This is a genomic window from Acetobacter musti (assembly GCF_011516835.1).
Lineage (GTDB): Bacteria > Pseudomonadota > Alphaproteobacteria > Acetobacterales > Acetobacteraceae > Acetobacter > Acetobacter musti.
The window spans coordinates 1-25,190 of sequence record NZ_WOTB01000024.1 but is presented as its reverse complement, the minus strand read 5'-3'; the positions used below and the strand labels follow the sequence as shown (position 1 = coordinate 25,190).

At 60.8% G+C, this 25,190-nt stretch carries 20 protein-coding genes and 1 pseudogene; 10 read left to right on the top strand and 11 right to left on the bottom strand.

Features of this window, described 5'->3' with window-relative positions; all coding sequences use genetic code 11:
- Window positions 1-98 precede the first annotated feature (98 nt).
- The 3 genes from tldD to GOB93_RS15405 are packed head-to-tail and all read left to right on the top strand — an operon-like array spanning window position 99 to window position 3,545.
- On the top strand, window positions 99-1,625 hold the full coding sequence (tldD, locus tag GOB93_RS15415; RefSeq protein WP_173584398.1) for a metalloprotease TldD: 1,527 nt from the start codon (window positions 99-101) through the stop codon (window positions 1,623-1,625).
- Window positions 1,626-1,654: 29 nt separating this feature from the next.
- Window positions 1,655-3,133, top strand: a complete 1,479-nt coding sequence (locus tag GOB93_RS15410; RefSeq protein ID WP_173584397.1) for an O-antigen ligase family protein — start codon at window positions 1,655-1,657, stop codon at window positions 3,131-3,133.
- Window positions 3,134-3,173: 40 nt separating this feature from the next.
- Window positions 3,174-3,545, top strand: coding sequence for a YidH family protein (locus GOB93_RS15405; protein WP_173584396.1), 372 nt, complete (start codon window positions 3,174-3,176; stop codon window positions 3,543-3,545).
- Between the two features lie 55 nt (window positions 3,546-3,600).
- Here the strand turns inward: GOB93_RS15405 and GOB93_RS15400 are convergent, their stop codons facing one another.
- Window positions 3,601-4,506 (bottom strand): isopenicillin N synthase family dioxygenase, encoded by a 906-nt coding sequence (locus tag GOB93_RS15400; RefSeq protein ID WP_173584395.1) that lies wholly within the window; start codon window positions 4,504-4,506, stop codon window positions 3,601-3,603.
- A 380-nt stretch (window positions 4,507-4,886) separates the two neighbouring features.
- Here GOB93_RS15400 and recA point away from each other — a divergent pair, with 380 nt between their 5' ends.
- On the top strand, window positions 4,887-5,915 hold the full coding sequence (gene recA, locus GOB93_RS15395) for a recombinase RecA (RefSeq protein ID WP_194300090.1): 1,029 nt from the start codon (window positions 4,887-4,889) through the stop codon (window positions 5,913-5,915).
- 297 nt (window positions 5,916-6,212) lie between these two features.
- Complete coding sequence (locus GOB93_RS15390; RefSeq protein ID WP_173584394.1) at window positions 6,213-7,499, top strand: 3-phosphoshikimate 1-carboxyvinyltransferase; 1,287 nt, start codon at window positions 6,213-6,215, stop codon at window positions 7,497-7,499.
- Between the two features lie 35 nt (window positions 7,500-7,534).
- Here GOB93_RS15390 and GOB93_RS15385 read toward each other — a convergent pair whose 3' ends face one another.
- From GOB93_RS15385 to GOB93_RS15375, 3 genes are all read right to left on the bottom strand, one after another.
- A complete protein-coding gene (locus GOB93_RS15385) occupies window positions 7,535-7,702 on the bottom strand; it encodes a hypothetical protein (protein WP_173584393.1) in 168 nt (55 codons plus the stop codon).
- A 104-nt stretch (window positions 7,703-7,806) separates the two neighbouring features.
- Complete coding sequence (locus GOB93_RS15380; RefSeq protein ID WP_173584392.1) at window positions 7,807-8,574, bottom strand: helix-turn-helix transcriptional regulator; 768 nt, start codon at window positions 8,572-8,574, stop codon at window positions 7,807-7,809.
- Window positions 8,574-8,795, bottom strand: a complete 222-nt coding sequence (locus tag GOB93_RS15375) for a hypothetical protein (protein WP_173584391.1) — start codon at window positions 8,793-8,795, stop codon at window positions 8,574-8,576. The genes GOB93_RS15380 and GOB93_RS15375 overlap by 1 nt, the downstream gene beginning before the upstream one ends.
- A 307-nt stretch (window positions 8,796-9,102) precedes the next feature.
- On the opposite strand from GOB93_RS15375, the gene ahcY reads away from it, so the two are divergent.
- The 4 genes from ahcY (at window position 9,103) to GOB93_RS15355 (ending at window position 14,929) form a co-directional block, all read left to right on the top strand.
- Complete coding sequence (ahcY, locus tag GOB93_RS15370) at window positions 9,103-10,401, top strand: adenosylhomocysteinase (protein WP_173584390.1); 1,299 nt, start codon at window positions 9,103-9,105, stop codon at window positions 10,399-10,401.
- 72 nt (window positions 10,402-10,473) lie between these two features.
- A complete protein-coding gene (locus tag GOB93_RS15365) occupies window positions 10,474-10,881 on the top strand; it encodes a DUF3597 domain-containing protein (RefSeq protein ID WP_173584389.1) in 408 nt (135 codons plus the stop codon).
- Between the two features lie 282 nt (window positions 10,882-11,163).
- Entirely contained in the window at window positions 11,164-13,857 is a 2,694-nt protein-coding gene (locus GOB93_RS15360) for a hypothetical protein (RefSeq protein ID WP_173584388.1), read from the top strand.
- A gap of 712 nt (window positions 13,858-14,569) precedes the next feature.
- Window positions 14,570-14,929: an arsenate reductase gene (locus tag GOB93_RS15355; RefSeq protein ID WP_173584417.1), complete on the top strand. Its 360-nt coding sequence runs from the start codon at window positions 14,570-14,572 to the stop codon at window positions 14,927-14,929.
- Window positions 14,930-15,222: 293 nt separating this feature from the next.
- On the opposite strand, the gene GOB93_RS15350 is transcribed toward GOB93_RS15355, so the two are convergent.
- From GOB93_RS15350 to GOB93_RS15325, 6 genes are read right to left on the bottom strand one after another with little or no spacing between them, the layout of a single operon-like run.
- The gene (locus GOB93_RS15350; RefSeq protein ID WP_173584387.1) at window positions 15,223-15,888 is read right to left on the bottom strand and encodes a phosphoribosyltransferase; all 666 of its coding nucleotides are present in this window, start codon (window positions 15,886-15,888) and stop codon (window positions 15,223-15,225) included.
- A complete protein-coding gene (locus GOB93_RS15345; RefSeq protein WP_242010827.1) occupies window positions 15,885-17,156 on the bottom strand; it encodes an amidohydrolase in 1,272 nt (423 codons plus the stop codon). Before GOB93_RS15345 ends, GOB93_RS15350 begins: the two co-directional genes overlap by 4 nt.
- Before the next feature lie 14 nt (window positions 17,157-17,170).
- Window positions 17,171-18,970 carry an adenine deaminase gene (locus tag GOB93_RS15340; protein ID WP_173584386.1) on the bottom strand — a complete coding sequence of 600 codons (1,800 nt, stop codon included), beginning with the start codon at window positions 18,968-18,970 and terminating at the stop codon, window positions 17,171-17,173.
- A complete protein-coding gene (locus GOB93_RS15335; RefSeq protein WP_242010826.1) occupies window positions 18,967-20,073 on the bottom strand; it encodes a nucleoside hydrolase in 1,107 nt (368 codons plus the stop codon). Before GOB93_RS15335 ends, GOB93_RS15340 begins: the two co-directional genes overlap by 4 nt.
- Before the next feature lie 10 nt (window positions 20,074-20,083).
- Window positions 20,084-21,430, bottom strand: coding sequence for an NCS2 family permease (locus GOB93_RS15330; protein WP_173584385.1), 1,347 nt, complete (start codon window positions 21,428-21,430; stop codon window positions 20,084-20,086).
- 4 nt (window positions 21,431-21,434) lie between these two features.
- On the bottom strand, window positions 21,435-23,843 hold the full coding sequence (locus tag GOB93_RS15325; RefSeq protein ID WP_173584384.1) for a TonB-dependent receptor: 2,409 nt from the start codon (window positions 23,841-23,843) through the stop codon (window positions 21,435-21,437).
- A gap of 161 nt (window positions 23,844-24,004) precedes the next feature.
- Here GOB93_RS15325 and GOB93_RS15320 point away from each other — a divergent pair, with 161 nt between their 5' ends.
- Window positions 24,005-24,775 carry a GntR family transcriptional regulator gene (locus GOB93_RS15320; RefSeq protein WP_173584383.1) on the top strand — a complete coding sequence of 257 codons (771 nt, stop codon included), beginning with the start codon at window positions 24,005-24,007 and terminating at the stop codon, window positions 24,773-24,775.
- Window positions 24,776-25,096: 321 nt separating this feature from the next.
- Here the strand turns inward: GOB93_RS15320 and GOB93_RS15315 are convergent.
- A pseudogene (locus tag GOB93_RS15315) lies at window positions 25,097-25,190 on the bottom strand (IS5/IS1182 family transposase); the annotation flags it as partial.

Here is a 25,190-nt window from a genome sequence, read left to right as displayed (position 1 = left end):
ACCCTGTCCGGATGATGAATCCGTCTGACCGCACCCCATATCGCCCGGTTTCGCCGGGCCCGGTTCCTCAGGAACCTGTTTCTCCGGGAGTTTTGCCCATGTCGTCCCCCGCCTCAACCCCGACCGCCCAGGGCTTCGACGCAATCGCACCGGAAGCACGGAGCCTGCGCTCCTCCGTCGAAGGGCTGGGTCCGCTCGCAGCGACGGATCAGCTCTTCTTCGGACGAAGCGGCGCGCTGCTTACGAGAGATGAAGCCGAAACCCTGACGGCGCAGACGCTGGACGGCATGGATGACGGCGAGCTGTTTCTGGAATACCGGGAAAGCGAAGGGCTGTCGCTTGATGACGGCGTCATCCGCTCGGCGTCGTTCAACACGAGCCGTGGCTTCGGCCTGCGAAGCGTTATCGGCGAGGAAACCGGCTTCGCGCATTCGGATGAAATCAGCGCCGTTTCCCTCCGCCGCGCCGGCGATACCGTCAGGGAAGTGCGGAACGGCCGGTCCGGCATCATGGCTCCGCCGCCCCGCTCGACCAATACCCGGCTTTACAGCGATCTCAATCCGCTCGACGGCACCGATTTCGTGCGCCGCGCCGCCCTTCTCGGTGAAATCGACGCCTATGCCCGTGCCAGCGACTCCCGCGTGGTGCAGGTCATGGCCTCGCTCTCGGCGGAGTGGCAGGCCGTCCAGATCATGCGGGGCGATGGCGTGCGCGTCGCCGATCTCAGGCCTCTGGTGCGGCTGAATGTCAGCGTCGTGGTCGAAAAAGACGGACGCCGCGAAAGCGGCTCCCATGGTTTTGGCGGTCGCTACAGTGTGACGAAGCTGCTGGAGACGGACGCCTGGCGCGGCGCTGTGGACGAGGCGCTGCGGATGGCTCTGGTCAATCTCGACGCGAAACCCGCGCCCGCCGGAGAGATGGAGGTCGTGCTCGGCGCCGGCTGGCCGGGGATTCTGCTGCATGAGGCGGTGGGGCACGGGCTGGAAGGCGATTTCAACCGCAAGAAAACATCGATGTTCTCCGATCTGATGGGACAGCGTGTCGCCAGCCCCGGCGTGACGGTTATCGATGACGGCACGCTTCCGGACCGGCGCGGCAGCCTTACGGTTGATGATGAAGGAACGCCGTCAGGCCGGACCGTGATGATCGAGGACGGTATCCTGACCGGTTTCATTCAGGACCGTCTGAATGCGCGACTGATGGGCGTGGCACCGACTGGCAACGGACGCCGGCAGTCCTATGCGCATGTGCCGCTGCCGCGGATGACCAACACGCTGATGCTGGAAGGCAAGGCCACGACGGACGAGATGATCCGTTCCGTGAAGCGCGGTCTTTACGCGGTGAATTTCGGGGGCGGTCAGGTGGACATCACCTCCGGCAAATTCGTGTTCGCGGCGTCCGAGGCGTATATGATCGAGGATGGGAAGGTGACGTATCCTGTCAAAGGCGCCACGCTGATCGGCAGCGGTGCGGAGGCGATGAAAACCGTTTCCATGATCGGCTCCGATGTCGCGCTCGATCCGGGGATCGGCACCTGCGGCAAGGCCGGGCAGGGTGTGCCTGTCGGTGTGGGGCAGCCGACGCTGAAAATGACCGGTCTGACGGTGGGGGGAACGGCGGCCTGACCTCTGGTCAGGCGAAGAGGCCCTGAGTCGTGAAGCTGAACATCTTCGTTATGAATGGTTTTCGCGCCGGCGGTTCCCCGTTCGGCGGCGCGTTTCCCGGATTTCCGCCCGGAGTCTCTCCGGGTGCTTTCGTGCGACAGCTGCTGCTGAAGGCGGTGGCCGTGATGCTCGCTGTCATCCTGCCGGTGCTGCTGTTCCGGGCGCGGGCGCTGGCCGATGCGGATCTGTCGATCGTCGCGGTTCTGTTTCTGCTGCGCAGCGCCTTGCTGCGTGACTGGTCCTGGCTTCGGGCGCGCTGGCTTCAGTGGGGGCTCGGATTATGGGGGCTGATCACGCTGTCTTCCGCTTTCACAGGCCCATTTGCCTCGTTCATGCAGGGACTGCTCACTCTGCGCTTCTTCATCTTTTGCGCGGCGCTGGCGTTCTGGGTGCTGACAGGTTCCCGCGCACGGAAGAGTCTGGCTTTTGTCTGTGCGTTTCTGGCGATCTGGACGATCGCCGAATGCTGGGAGCAATATCTGACCGGCACCAATATTTTTGGCTATCCGCGCTGGGGCGACGGCGCTCTGACCGGCCCGTTCGTTCATCCGAAAGCCGGCAACGCCCTGCTGATGGTGCTGTTTCCCGGAGCGATGCCTGGCATTCTGCGCCGGCTTTCGGACAATTCATGGCGTCGGCGTCTGAATGGCGGTCTGCTCCTGTTGCTGTGTGTCGCCACGATGATTCTCATCGGGCAGCGGATGTCCGCCGTGCTGACTTTTCTCGGATTGCTGCTGACCGCCCTGCTGGTGAAGCCGATGCGCCTGCCGGTGCTTGGCGCCGTTGCGCTGGGCGGTGTGCTTCTGGTGGCGCTGCCAGTGGTCTCTCCGCCCAGCTATGCCAAGCTCGTGCTGAAATTCACGCATCAGCTGGCGCATTTCGCGTCCAGTGATTACGGGCAGCTTTTTGGACGAGCCGGAGCGATGGTGGAGGCGCATCCTTTCCTGGGGCTCGGCTTTGACGGATTCCGGCTGCACTGTCTTGATCCGTCCTATCTTCACGATATGCCGCTGCTCGGTATTCCCTATGTCGCACCGCCGGAATCGGGCTGTAATCTTCATCCGCACAATTATTATCTTCAGGTGGCGACGGCAGCCGGGCTGCCGGGACTGCTTCTCTTCGTGCTGATGGCCCTGTCCTGGCTGAGGATCGTCGTGCGCCCGCATCTGCCGGTGCCGGGGGTCGAGCGTATGGCGCGCACGTCTGAAACGGTGCCCCCGACGCCGGAAAATGCGATGCTGCTGGTTGCGCTCTGCGTTCAGCTCTGGCCGCTGGCCAGCACCAGCGCCCTGTTTTCCGTGCCGCCGGCGGGGTGGCTGTTTCTTACGGCCGGCTGGGCGCTCGCCGCTGCGGGCGCCGGTTCGCGTTCCGGGCAGCAGCCGGATATGGAACCGCCGCCGGTTCAGGACGACTGGTCTGCCTTCTCGCGACCGGAGACGGTGATCCGGCAGGATGATCTGCTGCGATGAAAGACAGGTCCGGACTGGCGGCTGACAGGGAATTCCAGACATGATTCCCCGCTACAGCGATCATGCGGCGAATGAGCGCACATTCCTCGCATGGGTCCGGACGGCGCTCGCGATCATCGTGTTCGGGTGTTTTCTGGCGAAGTTCGATCTGTTTCTGCGTCTCGTGGCGCATCTTCCGGCCTCCCATCTGACGGGAAGCAGCACGCATGGTCCGGCTTCCGTGCTGGGCATTGTGCTGACGGGGATCGGGACGATGCTGCTGCCTGCCGCGCTCTGGCATTATCAGGCCGTCCGTAAAGCCATTCTTTCGGAAGACACGCACGCGGTGGGAGTTAATCCGCTCGGTATTTTCCTGGTCTGTGTGCTCGGAGCAGCCGGGGTCTGTGCGTTTGTGATGCTGCTGACGACCTGACATGGCGGCGGGAGACAGCCGCATGTGTTGTCCGGCTCCGGTGGAACTGCTGTTTTCAGGACTGATGGCCGTAAGTCGCGGTGAGCCGTTCCTGCAGGTAATCATGCCCGGTGACGGGTGGATAATGCGCGACGTCACCGGGGCGGGAGAGGATGGGATCGACCACTGCGTCCGCGTCCGGATCGAGGAAAAAGGCGATCGAATAGCGCTCCGCCGCAGGTCTGATGACGCGATGCGGCGTCGAGACATAGATGTCGTTGCTCCAGCGCATCAGACAGTCACCGATATTGCAGATGAATGTTCCGGGGATCAGCGGCGCGTCGGTCCACTCTCCGCCACGCGGACGGACCTGAAGTCCGGAGACGCCGTTGACGGCCAGAATGGTGACGTTGCCGTAATCGGTATGCGCTCCGGCTCCGGGTGCGCCTGCCTGGGCCGCCGGTGCGGCCGGATAGTGAAGAAGGCGCAGCGTCGCGAGCGGCTTTCTGAACTTGTCGGCGAAAAAATCCTCGGCCACGCCGAGATTGCGGGCGAATCCGCGATGCAGGGCGGCGCCGAGGTTCAGGCAGGTGCTGAAATATTCTTCCATCAGCTCACGCCAGCCCGGCAGCGGCGGCCAGCCATCGACTCCGTCGGTCTCATTGGGACTGATGTTGAAGGCTTCTTTGTTGTCGGGCAGGGAGGTTGTGTCGAGGCGTTCCACGCCCAGCCCGACATAACCGCGGTTTTTGCCCAGGCGGCTTCTGGCGACCTGTTCCTTCACCTCAGGCGGCTGACTGAAAAAAAGCCGGGAGGCGTCAAAGAGCCTGGTCATGGTGTCCGGGGACACACCGTGGCCGGTGATGTAGAAAAACTCTGTTTCGCGGCAGGCTTTCCCCAGAGCGGCGGCCGTCTCCGCGCGTGCCTCGGCGCTGCCGTGACGCAGTGGTGCAATATCGATAACAGGGATTTCCTGGGACATACGCAGATCCTTCTTTTATGCGGGTGAAGCAGGCCGTTGCGTGACGATATCGTTGTTCCTGTTTCCGATCTTCTGAAAAATCATGCGGGCGTAGGATTCCGATTGCACATGTTCCCCTTTTGTTCTAAAAAGAACAAAAGCGAACGAATTATTAACAGATCGTTTACGCTTCATGCCGCGACCGGTCCGAAACCCGGTTTTCTGCGGTTATCACGGAACAGAAAAGAGCGGTCCGGTACGAATTCCGGCTCCGCCTCATTGCCGGAAAGGCTCAGGCTGTGACAGAATCAGCGACAAGTGCGGCTTTCACGCCCGAAACGCCGTCGCTGTTTGCGCTCCATGGGAGACCAGCGGTGGAAATCGGGATTCGGGGAATGGAAATGGACAAGTCAAAAGCGCTCGAAGGAGCGCTGAGTCAGATCGAGCGGTCGTTCGGTAAGGGATCGATCATGCGCCTCGGTCAGCGGCCGAAGGAGCAGGCGGACTGTATCTCCACCGGCTCGCTAGGGCTCGATATCGCGCTCGGAATCGGTGGCCTGCCGCGCGGACGTATTGTTGAGATTTATGGACCGGAAAGTTCTGGCAAGACGACGCTCGCGCTGCATGCGATTGCCGAGGCCCAGAAAAAGGGCGGCACCTGCGCTTTCATCGACGCCGAGCATGCGCTCGATCCCGGTTATGCCCGCAAGCTCGGCGTGAATGTCGACGATCTGCTGATCAGCCAGCCGGATGCCGGTGAGCAGGCTCTGGAGATCGCCGATACGCTGGTCCGTTCCGGCGCGGTCGACGTGCTGGTGGTGGACAGTGTCGCGGCTCTGGTGCCGCGCGCCGAGCTTGAAGGCGATATGGGTGACAGCCATGTCGGGCTGCACGCGCGTCTGATGAGCCAGGCCCTGCGCAAGCTGACCGGAACGGTCTCACGCTCGAATACGCTGCTGATCTTCCTCAACCAGATTCGTCTGAAGATCGGTGTCATGTTCGGCAATCCGGAGACGACGACCGGTGGTAACGCGCTGAAATTCTATGCCTCGGTGCGTCTGGACATTCGCCGGATCGGCGCGATCAAGGACAAGGACGAGGTTGTCGGCAACCAGACCCGCGTCAAGGTGGTGAAGAACAAGATGGCGCCCCCGTTCCGGCAGGTCGAGTTCGACATCATGTATGGCGAGGGCATCAGCAAGATGGGCGAGCTTGTTGATCTCGGCGTGAAAGCCGGCATCGTCGAGAAGTCCGGCGCATGGTTCTCATGCGACAGCCAGCGGATCGGGCAGGGGCGCGAGAACGCGAAGAACTACCTGCGTGAGCACCCGGAAATGGCGCACGCGATCGAGCAGCGGGTGCGCGAGCAGGCCGGTGTTGTCGCCGAGGCCATGATGACCGGTCCGGACAGCGAAACCGACGAAGACTGATGTCGCGAACAGCGGGGTTCATGACTAAATCCTGAAACCCGCTGTAAATTACAAAGAAGTTTCTGGTGAAGCTTTTTTTTCAGAAAGCTTCAGAAGACGCCGCCTTTCTTCAGAAAGGCGGCACCCAAAAACTTTTGTTGTTTTTATCAAATACTTACCATGACGGGCTTTCTGAGTCTGGCTGAGGCAGGCAGATGGCCGGGACGGGACCATCTGGGCTGACCTGAGGCCGTATTTCCCTCCGCTCCCGATCTGCTCTAGATGCGGTCTCTCCATCGAAACAGGCAGAGGGTTCCAATGGCCGCCGTTCCCGCACTCCGCATCACACCGCCGACGCAGCCTCTCCGGGGCGCCGTCGAACTGCCGGGATCGAAATCCATCACCAACCGCGCCCTGCTGCTGGCGGCGCTGGCCGACGGCACGAGCCATCTGACCGGCGCCCTGAAAAGTGACGACACGCGGCACATGGCCACCGCTCTGCGTCAGATGGGCGTGGAAATCGACGAACCAACCGCTACCAGCTTCGTGGTCAGAGGGAACGGTTCCCTCGCCGTCCCGCCAGCCCCCCTGTTTCTCGGCAATGCCGGCACCGCCGTCCGGTTCCTGACCGCCGTCGCGGCTTATGTTCCTGGCCCGGTCGTGCTGGACGGCGACAGGCACATGCAGAAACGGCCGATCGCTCCTCTGCTCGACGCGCTGGGCGCTCTTGGTGTTGACGCCTCCGCTCCTACCGGCTGCCCTCCGGTCACGGTGCGGGGAACCAGCCATCTCGCCGGAGGCAAAGTCACCATCGATGCCGGTCTGTCCAGCCAGTATGTTTCCGCCATCCTGATGGCCGCCGGTAAGGCCGACGCACCGGTCGCCGTCTCCCTCCGGGGAACGGGGCTCGACGCCCGCGGCTATGTCGATCTCACGGTTGCCGCCATGCGCGCCTTTGGCGCCTCCGTGGAACAGGAAGGCCCGATGAGCTGGCGCGTGCAGCCCGCCCGCTACACCGCAACCGATTTCAGGATCGAACCCGATGCCTCCGCCGCCACCTATGTCTGGGCGGCCGCCGCGCTGACCGGCGGTGAGATCGATATCGGCCTGGCTCCGGACGCCTTCACGCAGCCCGACGCGAAGGCTTTCGCCGAGATTGTCCGCTTTCCGGAGATGTCTGCCGAAATCAACGGCTCACAGATGCAGGACGCCATCCCCACCCTGGCCGTTCTCGCCGCCTTTAACATCACACCCGTGCGGTTTACCGGCATCCGTAATCTCCGTGTGAAGGAATGCGACCGGATCTCCGCCGTCTGCACAGAACTCTGCCGTATCCGCCCCGGCCTTGCCCGCGAAGACGGTGACGATCTGATCGTCACCGGCGATCCCGCTCTGGCCGGTCAGACCCTGCCGACCCGCATCGAGACCTATGCCGACCACCGCATCGCAATGTCGTTCGCCCTGGCCGGCCTGCGGATCGGCGGCATCACCATTCTCGATCCGGCCTGTGTCGGCAAAACCTGGCCCGGATACTGGGATGCGCTGAAAAGCCTCGGCGTAATCCTTTCGGAAGACACCACGCCATCCGGACACCGGACAGTCTGAGAGACTGTTTCAAAAACCTTCAACGCACAAAATTCTCATAACAAACTGACGATGTTATGGCTTTTGAGTTCCGGCCTCCTGTCCGCTTCAGCTGGCTCAAAGAACACCTGACAATAAAACTCTGATAAAAACAGAAGTTTTTGGGTGCCGCCTTTTTCCAAAAAGGCGGCGTCCCCTGAAGCTTTCTGAAAAACACGATTCACCAGAAAAACCCTGATAATTTGTAGTATCTTTTACAAGAAGGCTTCTGAAGCAGTCTCTGAAAATACAGCTTGCCGCTTGCGTCAGGCCGGGGCAGGTCCGGCATTTACAGTGTCGTGCAGATAATCCTGTGCGCGATAACCTGATCGTCGTGAGGCGACAGAGCGACATTCTCCGATCCCGCCAGCGGAATGACGGTTTTCAGGTCGGGAGCCCAGTCCATGACAGCCGCCAGCATCGGCGGTGGAAAAGATCTTCTCTGGCGTGCCGGCCTGTCCGAGCGTCCGGGCGCGTGAACCAGAACCCTGTCTCCGGTCCGGATCGCGGCATCGGGCGCCAGCAGCAGAAGACTGCCATGGCGAAAAACGGGTTCATATGCATCGCTGTCGAGACGAATGGCGTAATCATGCGGCCCTGTCCGCCTGAGCGGAGAGTCGATTTCATTCCATCGGTCTCCGGCGATCCGGCCTGCCGGAAGGAAGGCCCGGTCGAACAGGTCTGGCTGATTCAGGCGCGAAAACCGGATCATCCGGATGACCGCCGCGTCGGCGATGGCCGGCGTCGCGGAGAAACTATGCAGGGCGGACGCCGCTGCGGGGATGGCCTGGCCGGTGTCCAGCAGGCTGGCGAAGGTCTGGAAAGACACACCGGCCGCGTCGAGAAGATGCAGCAGCGTCTCCATGCGCGGCAGCCGCAGCTTTCCGTCGGAGGTCACACGTCTGGAGGGGTTAAGTGCCGTCGGATCAAGCCCCGCCGCCCGCGCAAGCCCGGAGGCGGAAAGACCGCGTTCCGCGGCGATCAGCTCGATCGTGTCCCAGACAGCTCTGGCCTGCTGCCCGTAATAACGCGAACCGCCGGGACTCTCGGACGCCATTACGCGCTTCGTTTGCCGAGAATTTCAGTGGCGTGGCGACGCTCCCCGTCCTGCGTGACATGATAGCGGCCGTCACCGGAGACACAGGCGAACCCCTTCCGGGACAGGCGGGCCAGGCAGGGCTCGTCGCGGAGGTCCCGGGGCCGGCCGTTCCCGCCCGCTAGACAGAGACGATGCAGCGCCGACCGGCAGCAGCTTTCAAGATAAGGTTCATTCCACATAGAGGGAATGTCGTGAATCCGGGGGCTGTGTGCAACCTGTTCGAAAATCACTCTGTTCTTTTGGCAGAATAGTCCGGCCTCCGCACCGAACCCCGGCCGGGACCACAGGCCCCTCCACCCCGATTGATTAACAAAAATGGTTTGCAAAGGTCTGCGACCTTTGCCGGGCCCGGGCAGAGCCCGGCGGGACAGCCTCTCCGTGCGTCTTTACGAGGTTGGGGACGTTTTTCGGGGGACTGGCGTTTCGGGTGGCCTGGACGCGGTACAGCCTGTATAGAGAGCCACCTTCTTCTGAAACGGGGCAAAGATGAGCACGAGCAACGACTATAAGGTGAAAGACATCTCTCTTGCCGACTGGGGTCGCAAGGAGATCTCAATCGCCGAGGGCGAGATGCCTGGCCTGATGGCGCTGCGCGAGGAATACGGTGCGAGCCAGCCGCTGAAGGGCGCGCGGATCGCCGGATGCCTGCATATGACGATTCAGACGGCTGTGCTGATCGAGACGCTGATCGCGCTGGGCGCGACGGTACGCTGGTCATCGTGCAACATCTTCTCGACCCAGGATCAGGCGGCGGCGGCGATCGCGGCGGCGGGCATTCCGGTTTTCGCCTGGAAAGGCCTGACCGAGGATGAGTTCTGGTGGTGCATCGAGCAGACGGTCAAAGGGCCGGATGGCTGGACGCCGAACATGATCCTCGACGATGGCGGCGATCTGACCGTGCTGATGCACGACAAGTATCCCGAAATGCTGAATGAGGTGAAGGGTCTGTCGGAGGAGACGACGACGGGTGTGCATCGCCTCTGGGAGATGCAGAAAAAAGGTGAGCTGAAGGTTCCGGCCATCAACGTCAACGACAGCGTCACGAAGTCGAAATTTGACAATCTGTATGGCTGCCGCGAGAGCCTGGTGGATGCGATCCGTCGCGGCACCGATGTGATGATGGCGGGCAAGGTCGCCGTGGTCGCGGGATATGGCGATGTGGGCAAGGGCTCGGCGGCTTCGCTGCGCAATGCCGGCTGCCGCGTTCTGGTGACCGAGGCCGATCCGATCTGCGCGCTGCAGGCGGCGATGGAAGGCTATGAGGTCGTCACGATGGAAGAGGCCGCCCCGCGCGGCGACATCTTCGTCACGGCGACAGGCAATGTGGATGTCATTACACTCGACCATATGCGCGAGATGAAGCACCGCGCCATTGTCTGTAATATCGGGCATTTCGATTCCGAAATTCAGATCGGTGCGCTGCGTAATTTCAAATGGGACAATGTGAAGCCGCAGGTCGATGAGGTTGTGTTCCCGGACGACAAGCGCCTGATCATTCTCTCCGAAGGCCGTCTGGTGAACCTGGGCAATGCGACGGGGCATCCGTCCTTCGTGATGTCCGCGTCCTTCACCAACCAGACACTGGCGCAGATCGAGCTGTGGACGGCGAAGCCGGGGCAGTACGAGGCGAAGGTTTACACGCTGCCGAAGAAGCTTGATGAGAAGGTGGCAGCCCTGCACCTGGCGAAGGTCGGCGCACAGCTGACGAAACTTAGTCAGAAGCAGGCCGATTATATCGGTGTGCCGGTCAGCGGTCCGTTCAAGCACGAAGAATACCGCTACTGAGAGATCCGCGGGGTGGCGCTGCGTTCCGCAGCGTCGCCTGATCGGGTCTGAAGTCGGAAGGAAAGACGTTTTATGAGCATTTTCGGAAAAATCGTTTCCGCGATTTTCGGCCACGCCAGCGCGGCGACACCTTCAGCCGAGGTGTCTTCTGCCGCCGCTGCTGATGGCAAGCCCGCCGGTGTGACGGCGCCTGCCGCTGCCACGCCGCCATCGGCTCCTGTTGCGGCTCCGGTTGATGTGGACGCTGTTCTGTCTGGTCTGGCGGCAAAAGCCGGCCAGCAGCTGAACTGGAAGGAGTCCATTGTCGATCTTCTGAAGCTGCTGAACCTCGACAGCTCGCTGGACGCCCGGAAGCAGCTGGCGACGGAGCTGCACTACACAGGTGACATGAATGATTCGGCCACGATGAACGTGTGGCTGATCAAGGAAGTGCGCCAGAAACTGGCAGAGAATGGCGGGAAGATTCCGGCCAGCCTGTAAGGTTATCTGAGGCCGGGATGCCTCTGGTATTCCGGCGGAGCAGGGCGGATGACCCTGCTCACGGGGCCAGCCCCGTTCCCGGCAGGAGGCGCGACCTCCTGTCCTTCATTTTATTGAATAAATCCGGATCAGCAGGACCATGTTCCTTTATAAGGGTAGCAGAGTTCCTGAAGACCTGCTTCTCGTCTGACGGCTGCCAGCAGGTTATATAAATCCCACAAAATCGAAACAGACCGGATGTCGGGTTCCGGTAATTGTCCGTGCAGGAGCAGGGGCTGCGGAATGCGGTTGAACAAAATCTGGTCTGACAATGCTGCTTTTTGTCTGATCATTCTTCTTCCTGTTCTTGTTCATGCCCTGGGTCTTTCTGGTATTTTATCCCCTGATCCTCTGCATCTTTTCGTGCGGTTTGGTGAGCAGCCTCGTCAGATCCTCGACGGAAGCCCCGGATGGGTCGATCCGAATGCGGGCGCCACCACCGAGGCTCTCGGCGCTCTGGCCGCGCGGCAATGGCTGTCAGGTCATATCCCCTGGTGGGATACATATTCCGGTATGGGCATGCCGCTTGCCGCCGAGATGCAGAGTTCCGCTCTGTTTTTTCCGTTTATCCTGCTGCTGATTTTTAAAAACGGTCTTCTGTATCTCAAGATCGCGGTTCAGATCGCCACCGGTCTCGCCATGTTCGGCCTCGCCCGCGAAATGCGTCTTTCCATCCTCGCTGCGACCACCGCCGCCCTGCTTGATGAATTCAGCGGGACGCTCGCCTGGTTCGCGCACGGGCCGATCATGCCGCTCCCGTTTCTTCCCATGCTCCTCTGGGGCGTCATGCGCTGCTGCCGCATGGCGGAAGATGGCATCCTAGGCGGATGGGCGCTCGTAGCTCTCGCGCTCGCCGGTTCCCTCTTCGCCGGCTTTCCCGAGACAGCCTATATGAACGGTCTGCTCGTCCTGGTGATCGCCATCTGGCGCGTCATCACAACGGGAAAATCCTGGCCGGTCGCGGTTCGTCGTATCGCTGGCGGCGGTCTTCTCGGCCTGGCTCTCAGCGCCCCGGCATGGATTCCTTTCGCCGAAGCGCTGCCTCTTTCATTCCTGGGCCAGAACCAGAATTTTCATGACGCTCATCTCCTGCGATCCGGCGCCGGAATGCTGCTCTTCCCCTATCTGCTCGGACCACCGCTCTATGCCGTCTTCTCCGGTCTCGCGAATCTCGTCGATCTCTGGTGGCATACAGGCGGCTATTGCGACATCGCCCTCGTCTTCGCAGCCCTGGTCGCCATTCTGCGAACGCATGACGCCGCCTACACCCGCGATCCCTCGCTCTGGCCCGGCCTGCGCTGTCTTCTTTTCGGATATTGCGTCGTTACCGGACTGAAAGCCATTGGCTTCCTCCCGGTAAGCCGCCTGCTGGATCTGATTCCGGGCATCAGACAGACCATGTTCTACGTCTATGTCGTGCCGGGATGGTGGTTCGCCCTCAGTCTTCTCGCCGCTCTTGCAATGGAAGATCTGCGCCGGCTCGGCCGCGTTCCCGCCAGGACTGTCCTCGCTGCTGTTTCGGTCGTTGCCACCCTGGGCATCATCGTCCTCATCCAGTCCCGCCACGTTGTGCGCGCGATGCTCCCTCATCCGGGCTATTTCTGGTATCCGTCGCTTTCCGTCGCCTGGGGCATTCTGATCTGCCTCGCACTCGCATACGGGCTGTATCGTGGCAGACAGCGTCTGGTCGCCGTAACACTTCTTACCAGCACGATCGTTCTGTTTTTTATCCCGACCCTCACCGGAGCACGCGCGGGAAATCCGGATACGACCGCGATTGAAACCCTGAGAAAAATGACCAGGTTTCACAGAGCCATCACTTTCCGGGGCTTCCCGGCGAATTATGGCGCGTTCTACGGAATCGCGACCATCAATTATAACTATCTGCCGTCACCGGAATATTTTACCGAAGAACTGGACAGGAACGTCTTTCGGACCTGCGATCACACGGACTCCGACAGCCAGTTGCAGGGGCTCGGACGCTTCTGCAGTAAAGACTCCGATAATACATCTTTCGAAAGCTGGAAGACCACCGTTCAGCCCGTTTCCGTCCGGTCGGCTTTCCGCTGGCTCGAAGACCATAATGTCGGTTTCGCCGTTTACGCGCAGGGCCTGAACATCTGGCGGGACGGGGTGGGGACGCCCATCTCAGGTGATGACAAAATGCCATATAATCTCGGAAGAGATCCCGTCGAGGGACAGCTTCACTCCGAAATTCTCCATGGCACGACGATCCGGAAAGTCGGTGCCGGGCTTGGAACTTATGTAAACACAGCCCGCGGAACGCTTCATCTCTCCGTCTGCGCCCGAAATGGCTGCGCTCAGGCCGACGGGGCACTCGCCAGCGCCGCGGATAATCGCGTGACATGGCTCACCCTGCAGAAACCTCTCGTTGTCGGAATGGACGAATCCGATCTGACATGGAAAATCTGGACAACCGATGTCACCAGCCCGGTCGCTCTGTGGATGTGGTCATCCCACACTCCCGGCAGTTCCGGGCCCGTTCCTCTGATTGTTGCGGAATTCGATCTCTCTCCTGAAGAACACAGAAAGATTTACGAAGACCCGCATTTCGTGATCGAACAGCTCCCGCATGCTGCCGATTACTTCACCGCTCCCGGATGCACCCTCACGCCTGCCAGCCGGACACAGCTCGTCGCCGAATGCGGCATGGCCACCACACTGGTGCGGAACGAACTCTTTTTCCCCGACTGGACCGCCACGATTAACGGCACGCCGCATCCGGTCGGAACAGATGCCGGTGGGCTGAAACAGACAATTCCGCTTCCTCCCGGCCATTCCGTCATTACGTTCTCCTATGCGCCGCTCCACATAGAAGCGATCGAAATCCTGTTCTGGGGCAGCATCGTCATTCTTCTGGCCGGGATTATATTTCAGAGTAAGTCTCTGTTGAGAATGAATTCTTACCAGATCTGAAATTTTCCAATATCCGTAAGTCAGACAGCATGGATATTTCGGCTGACGGGTAATGCGTCCGACGTCCTGGTGCCGCAGTGATTGTCTCCTGTCTGGATAGCGTCTTTCAGAGACTGTTTCAAAAACTTCAAAGGAACAAAACCGTTCATAACAAACTGATGATGTTATATTTTTTATGTCTCACCCATCTGGTCTCTTCAGCCGGATTAAAAGTGCAACGTACGACAAACCTTTGATAAAAAATAATAAAAGTTTTTGAGTGTCACCTTTTTCCAAAAGCTTCACCAAAAATTTCTTTATGATTTAAAGGAGTTTTCGCGAGAAGGCTTTGAGGCAGTCTCTTAAAGTCTTCTCGCCGGCATTTTTCTCAGGGTTCCGCCCTGAAACCCGCAAAGGGGCACGGCCCCTTTTGATCCTGTTTTATTTATGCGTTTTGCAAACCGGAGACACAGCAGGAGCTTGCCCTGCACCTCTTTATTTTAACAAACTGGGATCAAAGGGGCCGCGCCCCTTTGTGGGGTTCGGGACAAAGCCCCTAAAGGCCCCCGCGTCTGCATCTGTACCCTGTGCAAATACCAGAAAGAGGGATGCAGAAGCATGCGCCTCCTGCCTGGTTGCAGTATTGCCCAGACCGCATCATGTTTACAGAACATACAGCTGTTCGGAAAACTGCTTCGGGACATGGCGGGTAATGATAAAGGATTCAGGAACAATGCCGGTTGTGATTTACGGAATCAAATCCTGTGACACGATGAAAAAAGCCTTTTCCTGGCTTGACAGGAAAGGGATCGCCTACACATTTCATGACTACAAAAAAGCCGGTATCGATCCTGATCGCCTCGGGGACTGGGTGCGGCAGGTTGGCTGGGAAAAACTCCTTAACCGCGCCGGCACAACATTTCGCAAACTTCCGGAAACGGACCGGACCGGTCTGACAGAAAAGAAGGCGATCACCCTGATGCTGGCGAACCCCTCAATGATAAAACGTCCTGTTCTGGACACAGGAACAATCACAGTCGGATTCAGTCCCGAAATCTACGAGGCGCTGTTCGTATCGGAACCACGTGCCTGATCCGCTTCTGCAGCAATGTGGATGGGTTATGCGGATTCAGGGTATGCCGCCTTTTTGAAAAAAGGCGGCGCCCAAAAACTTTTGTTTTCCAGGATTTATCGTGAAGTGCTCTCTGGTCCTGGCTGGAACAAAACTCTGCCCGGTAAGCCGGAAAAGAAACATCATACAAACACGTTTTTAAGTTTAACAAACCGGGATCAAAGGGACCGCGTCCCTTTGTGGGGCCCGGGGCAAAGCCCCGGAAAACCGGCATTCTGCAGCTCCTGTATCGGCAAAGTATCCGAACTGCCTTTTCACGGCGGCATTGTCCCCTCGACAGCGATCCATCCCTCCGGCACGCGGCTGAAAAGCGGCGTCCGGAACACGGAACTGACCGGGACCCCGACGACCTGCATCCACTGGCGTGTCTGCCGCATCACGCAGGCCGCCGCCTGAGCCGGGCATCCCGCATGCTCCAGCAATTCAAGTGCCGCCGCGAGAGACGCCCCGGTGCTTACGACATCGTCGATAACAAGAATGCGCCGCCCCTGAAGCAGTTCGAGAAGATTGGGGTCCAGATAAAGACGTTTTCCGCCACCGGGACTGGTGATCGAGCGCAGAGGGACGGACAGCGCATCGTCATACCAGAATTTCCGGGACGTCCCGAGCGGAACGATCCGTGTGTGCCCGCAGCCGCGGGCGACACCGGGGCCGACCGACAGCCCGAGCGTCGGCAGCGCGACAATGACATCCGGAGCAAACGCACGGGCCTGTTCCGTCATGATGTCGACAATGACGTCAAGAACCGTAAAGGACGCATGGTTCGCAAGAAAAGACGCCACGGCGTGCGTGCCATCCGGCAGCGGGCGCAGCGGAAGATCCAGTAAATGACGGCCGGCTTCGACAGTATACCGCGTCCGGTAAGGTGGCCCCGGAGCGCGGTGCCGGGCAAAGTCCTGCCAGAAGGAGAGCGTGCTCATGCCGCTTCGGCCAGAGCGGTGAACAGTTTTACGGCTACGGGCAATGCATTTTCGTCAAAGTCAAAATTATCGGCATGATGCCCTCCCGCCAGATCCGCGCCGATCAGGCAGTAACCGGCATGTCCGCCACGTTCCTGAACGCGCCGCATCAGATAAGTCGCATCATCTCCGCCACCGATCGGCCATTCATCGATAACGGTTTCCACTCCGGCTTTCCGGGCGGCCTCAGCCACGCGCTGCCTGATCTCCGGATCGGAAACAGCCCCGATGGTCCGGCCGCGCAGGATCGTCTCCACTTCGACATCCTGCATCTGCGCTGCGCCCCGCAGGATATTTCCGGCTTTCCTCGCCAGAGTCTCCAGGATCTCTTCCGTCTCGCCGCGATATTCGATTTCCATAACAGCCGTGGAGGGCACAACATTTCGCGCCGTACCGGCCCGGAGCGTCCCGACATTGACATGCGTGACCCCGTTGCCGTCCCGCGGCATCGCATACAGCGCCATGGTCGCCGACGCGGCAGCCAGCAGCGCGTTCCGCCCTTTCTGCGGCGCCATCGCGGCATGCGCCGGAGTCCCGCGAAAGATGACATCCTGCTTCACCGCCCACAGAAAGCCGCAGGCCGCCAGCGCAATCTGACCGGACGGCAACAGACAGCCCAGATGCCCGGTGAAAAACAGATCGACATCGTCAACGACCCCCGCTTCCACAAGGGGAAGCGCACCACGGCCGCCTTCTTCCGCAGGCTGGAAGATCAGCCGGAGCGTCCCCTTCCAGGACGAAGCGGGTAAGGCAAGGGCCGCCGCAACGGCGAGGCCGATCGCCGTGTGCCCGTCATGGCCACAGGCATGCATCGTTCCCGGACAGGCGGACGCGAAGCCATTGCGGGCCGGAAAATGATCCGGACCCGTGATTTCCCCGACAGGCAACGCATCCATATCGAAACGCAGCGCGATGACCGGCCCCGTACCGCGCCGCATCTCGGCAACCACGGCCGTCTGTCCGCCCGGCATCCGCTCGATCCATTTCGGAAGAGCTCCGGCCGCCAGAGCCGCTTTCTGCGCCGCCATCACCTCCGCCGTCGAGGGAGGGGCCAGCATCGCCTCCGTCCGCATCACCTCAGGGCCGACCCGAAGCGTATAACCGAGTTCCGCCAGACGCTCCGCGACGCAGGACGCCGTGCGATATTCAAGGAATCCACGCTCCGGAAAACGATGCAGCGCCCGGCGCATGCCGATCACATCGTGCGGGAATTCCATCGCGCTCTCCATGCCCGCATCCACACTCAGGACGCCAGAACGCAGTCAGTGACGATCTCGCCTGTCATGCCATCGGTGATGCCAAGATCTGTGACATGCGGCCCCGCATTGCAGGCCAGGCTCGCACCGATGATCAGCTTGATCATGACCGGCACGCCATCCCAGGTAGAGACGGACGCCGCCGCCTCCCGCACCGCGACAAACTGACGGGCGACATCCTGCGGATCGTCCGTCGAGAGAAGCCCGCACACCGGCAGCGGCAGTTCCGCCAGAATCCTGCCCCCGCGCGTCACCACCATGCCGCCTCCGGAGGCGATCAGCGTGTTCGCGGCCAGTGCCATATCGTCCGGATCACGCCCGTAAACCGCCAGATTATGACTGTCATGCAGGACCGTGGTGGCAATGGCCCCGGTCCATTCGCCCCACCCTTCGATCACACCAAGACCAGGCTCCGCAGACGCACCATAACGGTTGAACACCGCCATCAGCGCCGCGTCGGCGGGAATCACGACATGCCCGTCACGCACCGCGACCTCACGCGTGCCCCACTGTGTGAAGCGTGGTTTCGAGACCGTCCGGATCATGGCGTGTGCGCCGGAAGCGGGAATGAGGAACTGCGAGGCCGACACGGATGTCAGACGCATCGTCCCGCCGGGGGGCGCCGCCGTATCGGGTCGCATGGCGATGTGAAGATCGCCGTCGCTGGCCGCATGGATGCCGGAGACAAACACCTGGCGCACGCCGAATGTTTCCAGATTATCGAACACCACCAGATCCGCCCGCCGGCCCGGCGCGACAAGACCGAGATCGCGGCGGCCGATCCGCTGCGCCGCGTTCAGCGTCGCACAGCGCAGCGCCTCCAGCCCGTCCATGCCGTAATGCACCAGGCGGCGCAGCAGATGGACCATGCCGCCCTGCTTCACCAGATCATCGGGGAAAATATCATCCGTGCAGAGCGTGACGGTCTGCGGCACACGCCCGATTTCGCGGAACGCGGCGACAGCCTCAGGCAGCACCGGTTCATGCGAGACCCGAAGCTCGATCGTCATGCCCGCCCGGAGCTTGGAGAGGATGTCATGCCGGTCCGTCAGTTCATGATCGGATTCGATGCCACCCGCGACAAAACCCTGCAGCGCCGGTCCTTCCAGACCCCGTGCATGCCCGCAGACCAGCTTGCCGGATTCGAGACCCGCCTGAACAATGCCGCTCATGCGCGGGCTGCGCTCCAGCACGCCACGCATGTCCATGACTTCGGCCACGCCGATAATCTCCGGCCAGGACAGCATCTCCGCCATCGCGTCAGCCCGGAAATCCGCGCCGCACCGTTCCAGCCCCGGCGCCGATGGCACACAGGACGGCGCCTCGATGAGAATACGCAGCGGCAGTCCCCGCGCCGCCTCAACCGCCCAGCGCACCCCGTCAAGCCCGGAAACATTTCCAAGTTCATGCGGGTCCCAGCAGATCGTCGTCGTTCCCTGCGGCACCACCACTCCCGCATAGGAGCGCGGCGTGATCATCGAGCTTTCAATATGCAGATGCGTGTCGATCAGCCCCGGCGCGATCACCGCGCCCGCCAGCGCCAGCACCCGCCCGGCATCGCTCCGGGCGCCGCGGGGATGAACACTCGCAATCATCGCGCCGACCAGACCGACATCCGCCTCACGCAGTTCGCCCGTCACCACATCCGCGACCACGCCGCCCGAAAGCAGCACATCGAACGGCGCCTTGCCACGCGCGGCAAGAACGGCTCTGTCCCGCAGGGCGCGGTCGTTCAGGTCGGGTTCGCCGGTCGTCCGGGACGCATTATCTTCCGATGAAGCACTCATGGCGTCAGTCTCCCTGCAGCGGCTGCAAAGTCAGAGTAGAACCGGTCAGCGTCAACGCCCGTCACAATTTCCACGGACCGCTCACCCATATGCGGCCGCGTTTTCTCCGGCCACACATGGGCATAACCGTGATTTGGCCCGTGTGCCAGGTCCACGTCCATATAGGCCGGCACCGTCGTTTTCACGATCTGCGGATCGACGACAATCGCGGCGGCCAGTTCATCCCACATGGGCTGTGGCTTGAAATACTGCTTCAGATAAGCCGAAAGCGGAGTCGCGGCCTTCGTAGAACGCGTCAGAATGTCCTGCGTCATCCGCAGCGGATTCGCCACGCCCCCAACGGACATGATCTTCGGGAAAGGAGCGGTGAGGGTGATGTCGGCCGCTTCCGGATCGAACATCAGGTTGAAGTCCGTGTAGTAATCGGCATTGTCGGTCACCTGACCGAGATTGCCGTCGACAATGCCACCCATGAACACAAGCTGCCTGCACAGTCCGGCAAATTCAGGATCGAGCCGGATCGCCAGCGCGAGATTCGTCATCGGGCCGCCGGCGATGATCGTCACCTGATGCGGATGCGCGTGAACCTGCCGGATCAGAAACAGCGCCGCCGTCTCTGTCGACGGCCTGAGCGCCGGCTCCCCCTCCTTCAGCGGCGGCACGGCCGGCTGCGTGTCCGGGGCGTCCTTTTTCCACGCGCCCTTCCAGGGCATCACGCCATTCGCTTTTTCCCATGCCAGCAGCCGTGGTTTTGAATTGACCAGCGGCAGCGTCGCTCCGGGAACCACAGGCACGTCACGCACGCCGGCAATCTCAAGAAGCCGCAGCAGATGCGCGACCTCGGCGTTCTCCCAGCCATCCCCGACCGTGACGGTGAAACCGAGCATTTTCACGCCCGGAGCGCCGAGCAGCGGAATCACCGACTGCATGTTCGTCCCGCCCGGACCGTAAAAATCATTATCCATAATCACGAGCTGCTGCTCAGGCTGCGCGGCTCCCGCAGGCCGCATCAGCACAGGCCCCGCCAGGGCGGCCACTGCGCCGGCGGCAAGAACGGCAAGCCTGGAGAACCTGCGCAGAACGGGGAACATGGCAGCGGGCATGGAACAACCTTCAGCGAAGATGGGCGGAAACGATGAAAAACAGAACGAAAACGATACAGAGCACCCAGAGCACCGGTGAAATACGACGCCCGCGTCCCGACACCAGCGCCATCACGACATAGCTGAATGTGCCGAGCGCCATGCCGTTGATCAGGTTGCTCGTCAGCAGAGCCACCATGAAGGTGAGAATGGCCGGGACCGTCTGGGTCTGATCGGACAGATCCAGCCGTCCGATGCCGCCGAACATCAGCATGCCCACCATCAGCAGCGCCGGAGCCGTCGCCTGCGGCGGAATGATCATGAAAAGCGGCCAGAGGAACAGGGACACGACAAATCCGGCCGCGATGACCAGAGCCGTCAGTCCTGTCCTGCCTCCCGCCTGAACACCAGTGACGGACTCGGAATAAACCGTAACGACCGCCGTGCCGAGCACCGGTCCCACGATCGTGCCGATCGCGTCCGTGGCGAAAACTTCGGTCGCTCTGGGAATGGCGCCCGTCTTTCCCAGAAGACCCGCCGCGCTCACAACCCCCAGAAGATTCGCCAGCGTCCCGAAAAGCTCCGTGCAGAGAAAGAAGAAAATCATCGGCAGCAGATAGACCAGGTGATGGCCGATATAGGCGAAATCAAGTCTGAATGCCGTCTCGCGCGGCCAGACAGGAAGGGCGGCCAGGCGGTCCGGCCAGTGCGTGATCGTCCCGCCATGACCATCCGGCACGAACAGGCCGATGACGGTCATGGTCACGATGGAAATGATCAGCGCACCGGGAATGCGCCGCGCGGCAAGCACGGGTGTCAGGATAAAGCCGATCAGCGTCAGAATAACGCCCGGATTGCTGAGAGAGCCCATGGTGATGAACGTCGTCTTGCTCGCCACCACAAAACCGGCATTGCGCATGCCGATGAACATGATCACCAGACCCACTGCGATCTGGATACCGACCCGCAACGGGTCCGGCAGTTCATGCGCTATTTTCTCACGAACCTTCGTCAGCGTGAGAATCAGAAAAATCATGCCCGTGAGCGACACGACCGCCAGCGCGGCAGGCCAGGGCACCTGCATCTGCACGACGAGAACCCACGCGAAAATCACGTTGGACCCCATTGCCGGCGCAAGACCCAGCGGCAGATTGGCGAGAAGCCCGACCATGCCGGTCGAAAAAATCGCGATCAGGCAGGTCGCGGTGAGCACGCTGGCCCGGTCCATGCCCGCCGCCGCCAGAATCATCGGATTGACCGCGACGCAGTAGACCATCGCCGCGAATGTCGTCAGCCCTGCGATGACCTCACGCCCGGCGGTCGTTCCCGCGCGGCTGAGCCCGAAAAACCGGTCCAGCCCGGCAACGGCTTTTCCCAACGCCTCAGAACCCGACGCTGCCGGTAATCATGGCGGCGAACCCGCCGGCGACATAATAGGTCGGTGTTCCTGTTGCTGCGATCATCGTCCCGTAAATCCCTCTCGTGGCCCGCGATGATGCCGCAATACCCGCCGGTCCGGAAAGATACTTGTTGTCGCCCACATTCAGAAGGTTCAGGCGGAACTCCGGCCGCGTCCGCCAGACCTTCGGCGCCCGGTAGCCGAAATTCATATCGGCATTGACATAACCGGGCATCGCCTGATCGTTCATGAATGTCGAGAACTGCCGTCCGACATACTTCACCTGGAATCCGGCGAAGAACGTCCCGTCATCATAATCCATCCCGACGGAGGCCTGCACGTTCGGGCTGCGCACCGCCTGCTTACCCTTCGTCGGCAGATAATCCGCGCCGACCTGATAGTTGCTGTCGATCCGCGCATTCAGATATTCGGCAGAAACATAAGCCGAGATGTGATGCCACGGCCGCGTGCCAAGCTCGACATCCACGCCGCGCGTGGTCTGGCCGCCCGCGTTGATGTTCTGCGTCACCTGCGCGTTATTGATGATAACCTGTGTGGAAACCTGACGGTTCGTGAAGTTGTAATTGAAGAACGTTACCGATCCGCTCAGAACGCTGTCCTGATAACGGTAGCCGATCTCTTCCTCGATCGAATATTCCGTCTTCTGGCCAGGATTGGCCTGTGTCGTCACCGCCCCCGTGCTCGCGCTGTACGTGTCATAGAGCGTGTTCAGCGTCGGCGTCCGGAAATTCGTCGATACACTGCCGAAAATCTGGTGATGATCGTCAAAACGATAGCGCCCGCCAAGATTGGGCGTCGTTACCGATGAGTTGTTTCCGCTCTCATACTGCGCCCCCGGCAGATAGTTATACGCCTTGCGGTTCACCATCGTCTGCTTCACGCCCGCCTCAAGATGCAGACGGTCCTGCATCGCCGAATACGTATCGCCGAAGAACAGGGAATTGACTTTCGTCACGGTCAGATTGTCGTAGTTCGCAAGCCGCTGTCCGTTGGGCAGTGTGATATCGTCCTTATAGCCCCATACATTCTGCGGGCCGCCATTCGCGCCGATCGCTGAATACGCCGTCACGTTCCGCTCGCGCGACCAGTCGAACCAGTCACCGAACACGATCGTATGGTTCCCGAACGTGTAATGCATTTTCGAGACAAGACCGGGGCGGTAAACATAGGGCGTGCCAATGCCCGTATACATCAGAACCTTGTCCCCGATCACGCCGTTATGGTTCAGATCGATCTGATATTTCTGCGTGCCGGAATACACCGCGCTCTCATTCACCACCGAAGAGGATGCGATGGTTCCGGAATTCCAGTAGAAATACGGTGTGAAATCAAAACCAAGATGCCGGTTGATCACAATCTTCTGCGGCGCGCTCAGAATCAGAACCCGGTACGGACTCTGATGCAGTTTCCAGTATGTCGGATCGTTCGGCTTGTAATCCTCCGCATAATTCGCCTTGCGTCCGTATTCCTGCCACTGCGCGAGAGATGGCGACAGATACGCAACCTTCATCGAATCATCGAAGGTCAGCGCCACCGTGCTCCGGCTGCCGTTGTCCCAGTCCTTCAGCATCTTGAAATCGACATGCTGCTTGTGATCGTCGCCCTTGCCGCGAAAATGCGGCTCCTCCAGATGCGACCACGCCACAAACGCCCGGATGCCCGTATTGCCGATAAGACCGCTGTTCAGCCGGGCATATTCGCGATGCGTGTGATAAGATCCGTAAGAACCCGCCACCGTGCCGCCGAACTTCGTCGAGGGGTCGATCAGCCGCATCGTCGTGATTCCGCCCGATGCGCCGATCACCGGCGAATCGAGATTGGCCGAGCCCTGCTGCATCGTCACTTCATCGAGGTTCTCGGAATCCACCCATTCCGTCGGAAACGCCATATACGATCCGATGTCATTCAGCGGCGCCCCTTCCAGCGTAAACCCGATCTGGTCGCTGTTCATGCCGCGCACCGTCATGTTGCCGCTGACCATGCCATAGGGGTCGGCGCTCGCCACGTTCGCCCCGGGCAGCGAGGACAGCAGCCGGAATACGTTCGGCGTCGGCGCCTGTTTCGCAATGAAGTCGTGTGTGATCTGCGACACGCTTTTCACTCCCGCCTGCGGGGTCATATGCCCGCCGCCGAAGGTCTGCCGGACAATTTTCACCGCTTCCGCCTGCTTTGCTTCGAAGCGGGTCGGGCCGGTCGCCGTTCTGGCAGCCGGTTTCGCTGATGAAGCCGGCGGGGGCGGCGCGCTCGCAGCCGGCTTTGCCGTATGGCGACGGTGTGCCGCAGCCGTGCGGTGGACCGGGTCTGCCGCGTCGGCGGCTGTCAGGATGACACCATTAGAGAGAATCGTGAGCAGGAGGAATGATCGCCTCATAGCCGGGTTCCTGAATGGTGCTGCTGAATGATGGATTTCGAGTTGACACACACCGCCTTCGGCAGTCTGTCTCAACACAGGACGTTCTGAGTTGTTATATGTCGTCCTATAACCTCGTCGCCCGAAAATCAATACGGATTTGCAATGAGAGAACAGACAAGATGACCGGAGGCGGGGACACGCTGGCTTCAGCCCTCGATGATACGGCGCCGACGTCGCTCTATCTGCAGCTCGCAGCCGATATCGACCGGCGGATCGGACAGGACGCCCGGTTCATGGAACGCCTGCCGTCCGAAGCCGAACTGTGCCGTCTGTACGCGGTCAGCCGCATCACGGTGCGTCAGGCTCTCTCCCACCTCGCCGAACGCGGACTCGTGGTGCGGCGTCACGGCAGAGGCACCTTCGTCAGCGACGTCAGACGGGACGGACGGCAGAGCGCGATCTACTCTCTCGGCGATGTTCTCGCGGCACAGGGACTGGCTCCGGAGACGGAGCTGCTGACCTTTGGCGAGGCGGCGCCTCCGCCGGATGTTCGCCAGGCGCTGGGACTGAAGGACAGGGCGCTGTTTCTCCGTCGCGGCTTCCGGGTCAATGACAATCCCGTCGCCGTCACGGAAGTCTGGTATCCGCCGGAATTCATCGATCTGATTTCACGGGACGTCGCCCGCTCGATGTCCTCAGCCCTTATCCTGACGCGTCATCTCCGGCTCAGTATCGATCATGCCGATGTCTCCATCAGCCTGCAGAAGACGGATGACGAAACCGCGCGATGGCTGGGCATGACGAAAAATGCCGCGCTGATGAGCATCACCCGCGTCACGTTCTGTGCCGACCGTGGTGCGCTCGAACACAGCCGTATTCTGCTGAGCACCGGCAAGGCCGAGTTCAGGGTCGATGCCGAAGGACGGATCGAGCCGGCTCTGATCGCGTGACACCGCCCTGAATCCCGGCTCCTGCCCGTCCCAGGCTCCGCTCGTTCTGCAAACAGGAGACGAAGCAGGACTCTGCCCTGCACCCGGAAGGGGTCGGGACCCCTTCACCCCTTTATGTTTAACAAACCGGGATCAAAGGGACTGCGTCCCTTTGTGGGGTTCGGGGCAAAGCCCTGAGAAAACACTTCGTCTTTTTGAAGCCGGCCATTTTTTCAGGAAGCTGGTTCTGGTACAACCGCGTCAGCAGGGCTGTTTTGCGGTGCTTCGTCCCGCGCCCCATGAGGGAAGTAGTCCCATCGACCCTAGGCTCAGGACTCCTGGCCAGAACATGACGGTTTCAGCGAGACAGATGGCTGAGAAGAAGACGGTCGGGCATCTGTCGTAGCGGGTTGCGACCCGCCGCCGGTCCCTGAGC

Bases quoted from the DNA above. Each gene is read 5' to 3' on its own strand.
- GOB93_RS15360 (WP_173584388.1), top strand. From the start codon at position 11,164: ATGCGGTTGAACAAAATCTGGTCTGACAATGCTGCTTTTTGTCTGATC.
- GOB93_RS15365 (WP_173584389.1), top strand. From the start codon at position 10,474: ATGAGCATTTTCGGAAAAATCGTTTCCGCGATTTTCGGCCACGCCAGC.
- tldD (WP_173584398.1), top strand. From the start codon at position 99: ATGTCGTCCCCCGCCTCAACCCCGACCGCCCAGGGCTTCGACGCAATC.
- GOB93_RS15400 (WP_173584395.1), bottom strand. From the start codon at position 4,506: ATGTCCCAGGAAATCCCTGTTATCGATATTGCACCACTGCGTCACGGC.
- GOB93_RS15405 (WP_173584396.1), top strand. From the start codon at position 3,174: ATGATTCCCCGCTACAGCGATCATGCGGCGAATGAGCGCACATTCCTC.
- GOB93_RS15325 (WP_173584384.1), bottom strand. From the start codon at position 23,843: ATGAGGCGATCATTCCTCCTGCTCACGATTCTCTCTAATGGTGTCATC.
- GOB93_RS15345 (WP_242010827.1), bottom strand. From the start codon at position 17,156: ATGGAGAGCGCGATGGAATTCCCGCACGATGTGATCGGCATGCGCCGG.
- GOB93_RS15375 (WP_173584391.1), bottom strand. From the start codon at position 8,795: ATGTGGAATGAACCTTATCTTGAAAGCTGCTGCCGGTCGGCGCTGCAT.
- GOB93_RS15340 (WP_173584386.1), bottom strand. From the start codon at position 18,970: ATGAGTGCTTCATCGGAAGATAATGCGTCCCGGACGACCGGCGAACCC.
- GOB93_RS15390 (WP_173584394.1), top strand. From the start codon at position 6,213: ATGGCCGCCGTTCCCGCACTCCGCATCACACCGCCGACGCAGCCTCTC.
- recA (WP_194300090.1), top strand. From the start codon at position 4,887: ATGGACAAGTCAAAAGCGCTCGAAGGAGCGCTGAGTCAGATCGAGCGG.
- GOB93_RS15320 (WP_173584383.1), top strand. From the start codon at position 24,005: ATGACCGGAGGCGGGGACACGCTGGCTTCAGCCCTCGATGATACGGCG.
- GOB93_RS15380 (WP_173584392.1), bottom strand. From the start codon at position 8,574: ATGGCGTCCGAGAGTCCCGGCGGTTCGCGTTATTACGGGCAGCAGGCC.
- GOB93_RS15335 (WP_242010826.1), bottom strand. From the start codon at position 20,073: ATGCCCGCTGCCATGTTCCCCGTTCTGCGCAGGTTCTCCAGGCTTGCC.
- GOB93_RS15350 (WP_173584387.1), bottom strand. From the start codon at position 15,888: ATGAGCACGCTCTCCTTCTGGCAGGACTTTGCCCGGCACCGCGCTCCG.
- ahcY (WP_173584390.1), top strand. From the start codon at position 9,103: ATGAGCACGAGCAACGACTATAAGGTGAAAGACATCTCTCTTGCCGAC.
- GOB93_RS15355 (WP_173584417.1), top strand. From the start codon at position 14,570: ATGCCGGTTGTGATTTACGGAATCAAATCCTGTGACACGATGAAAAAA.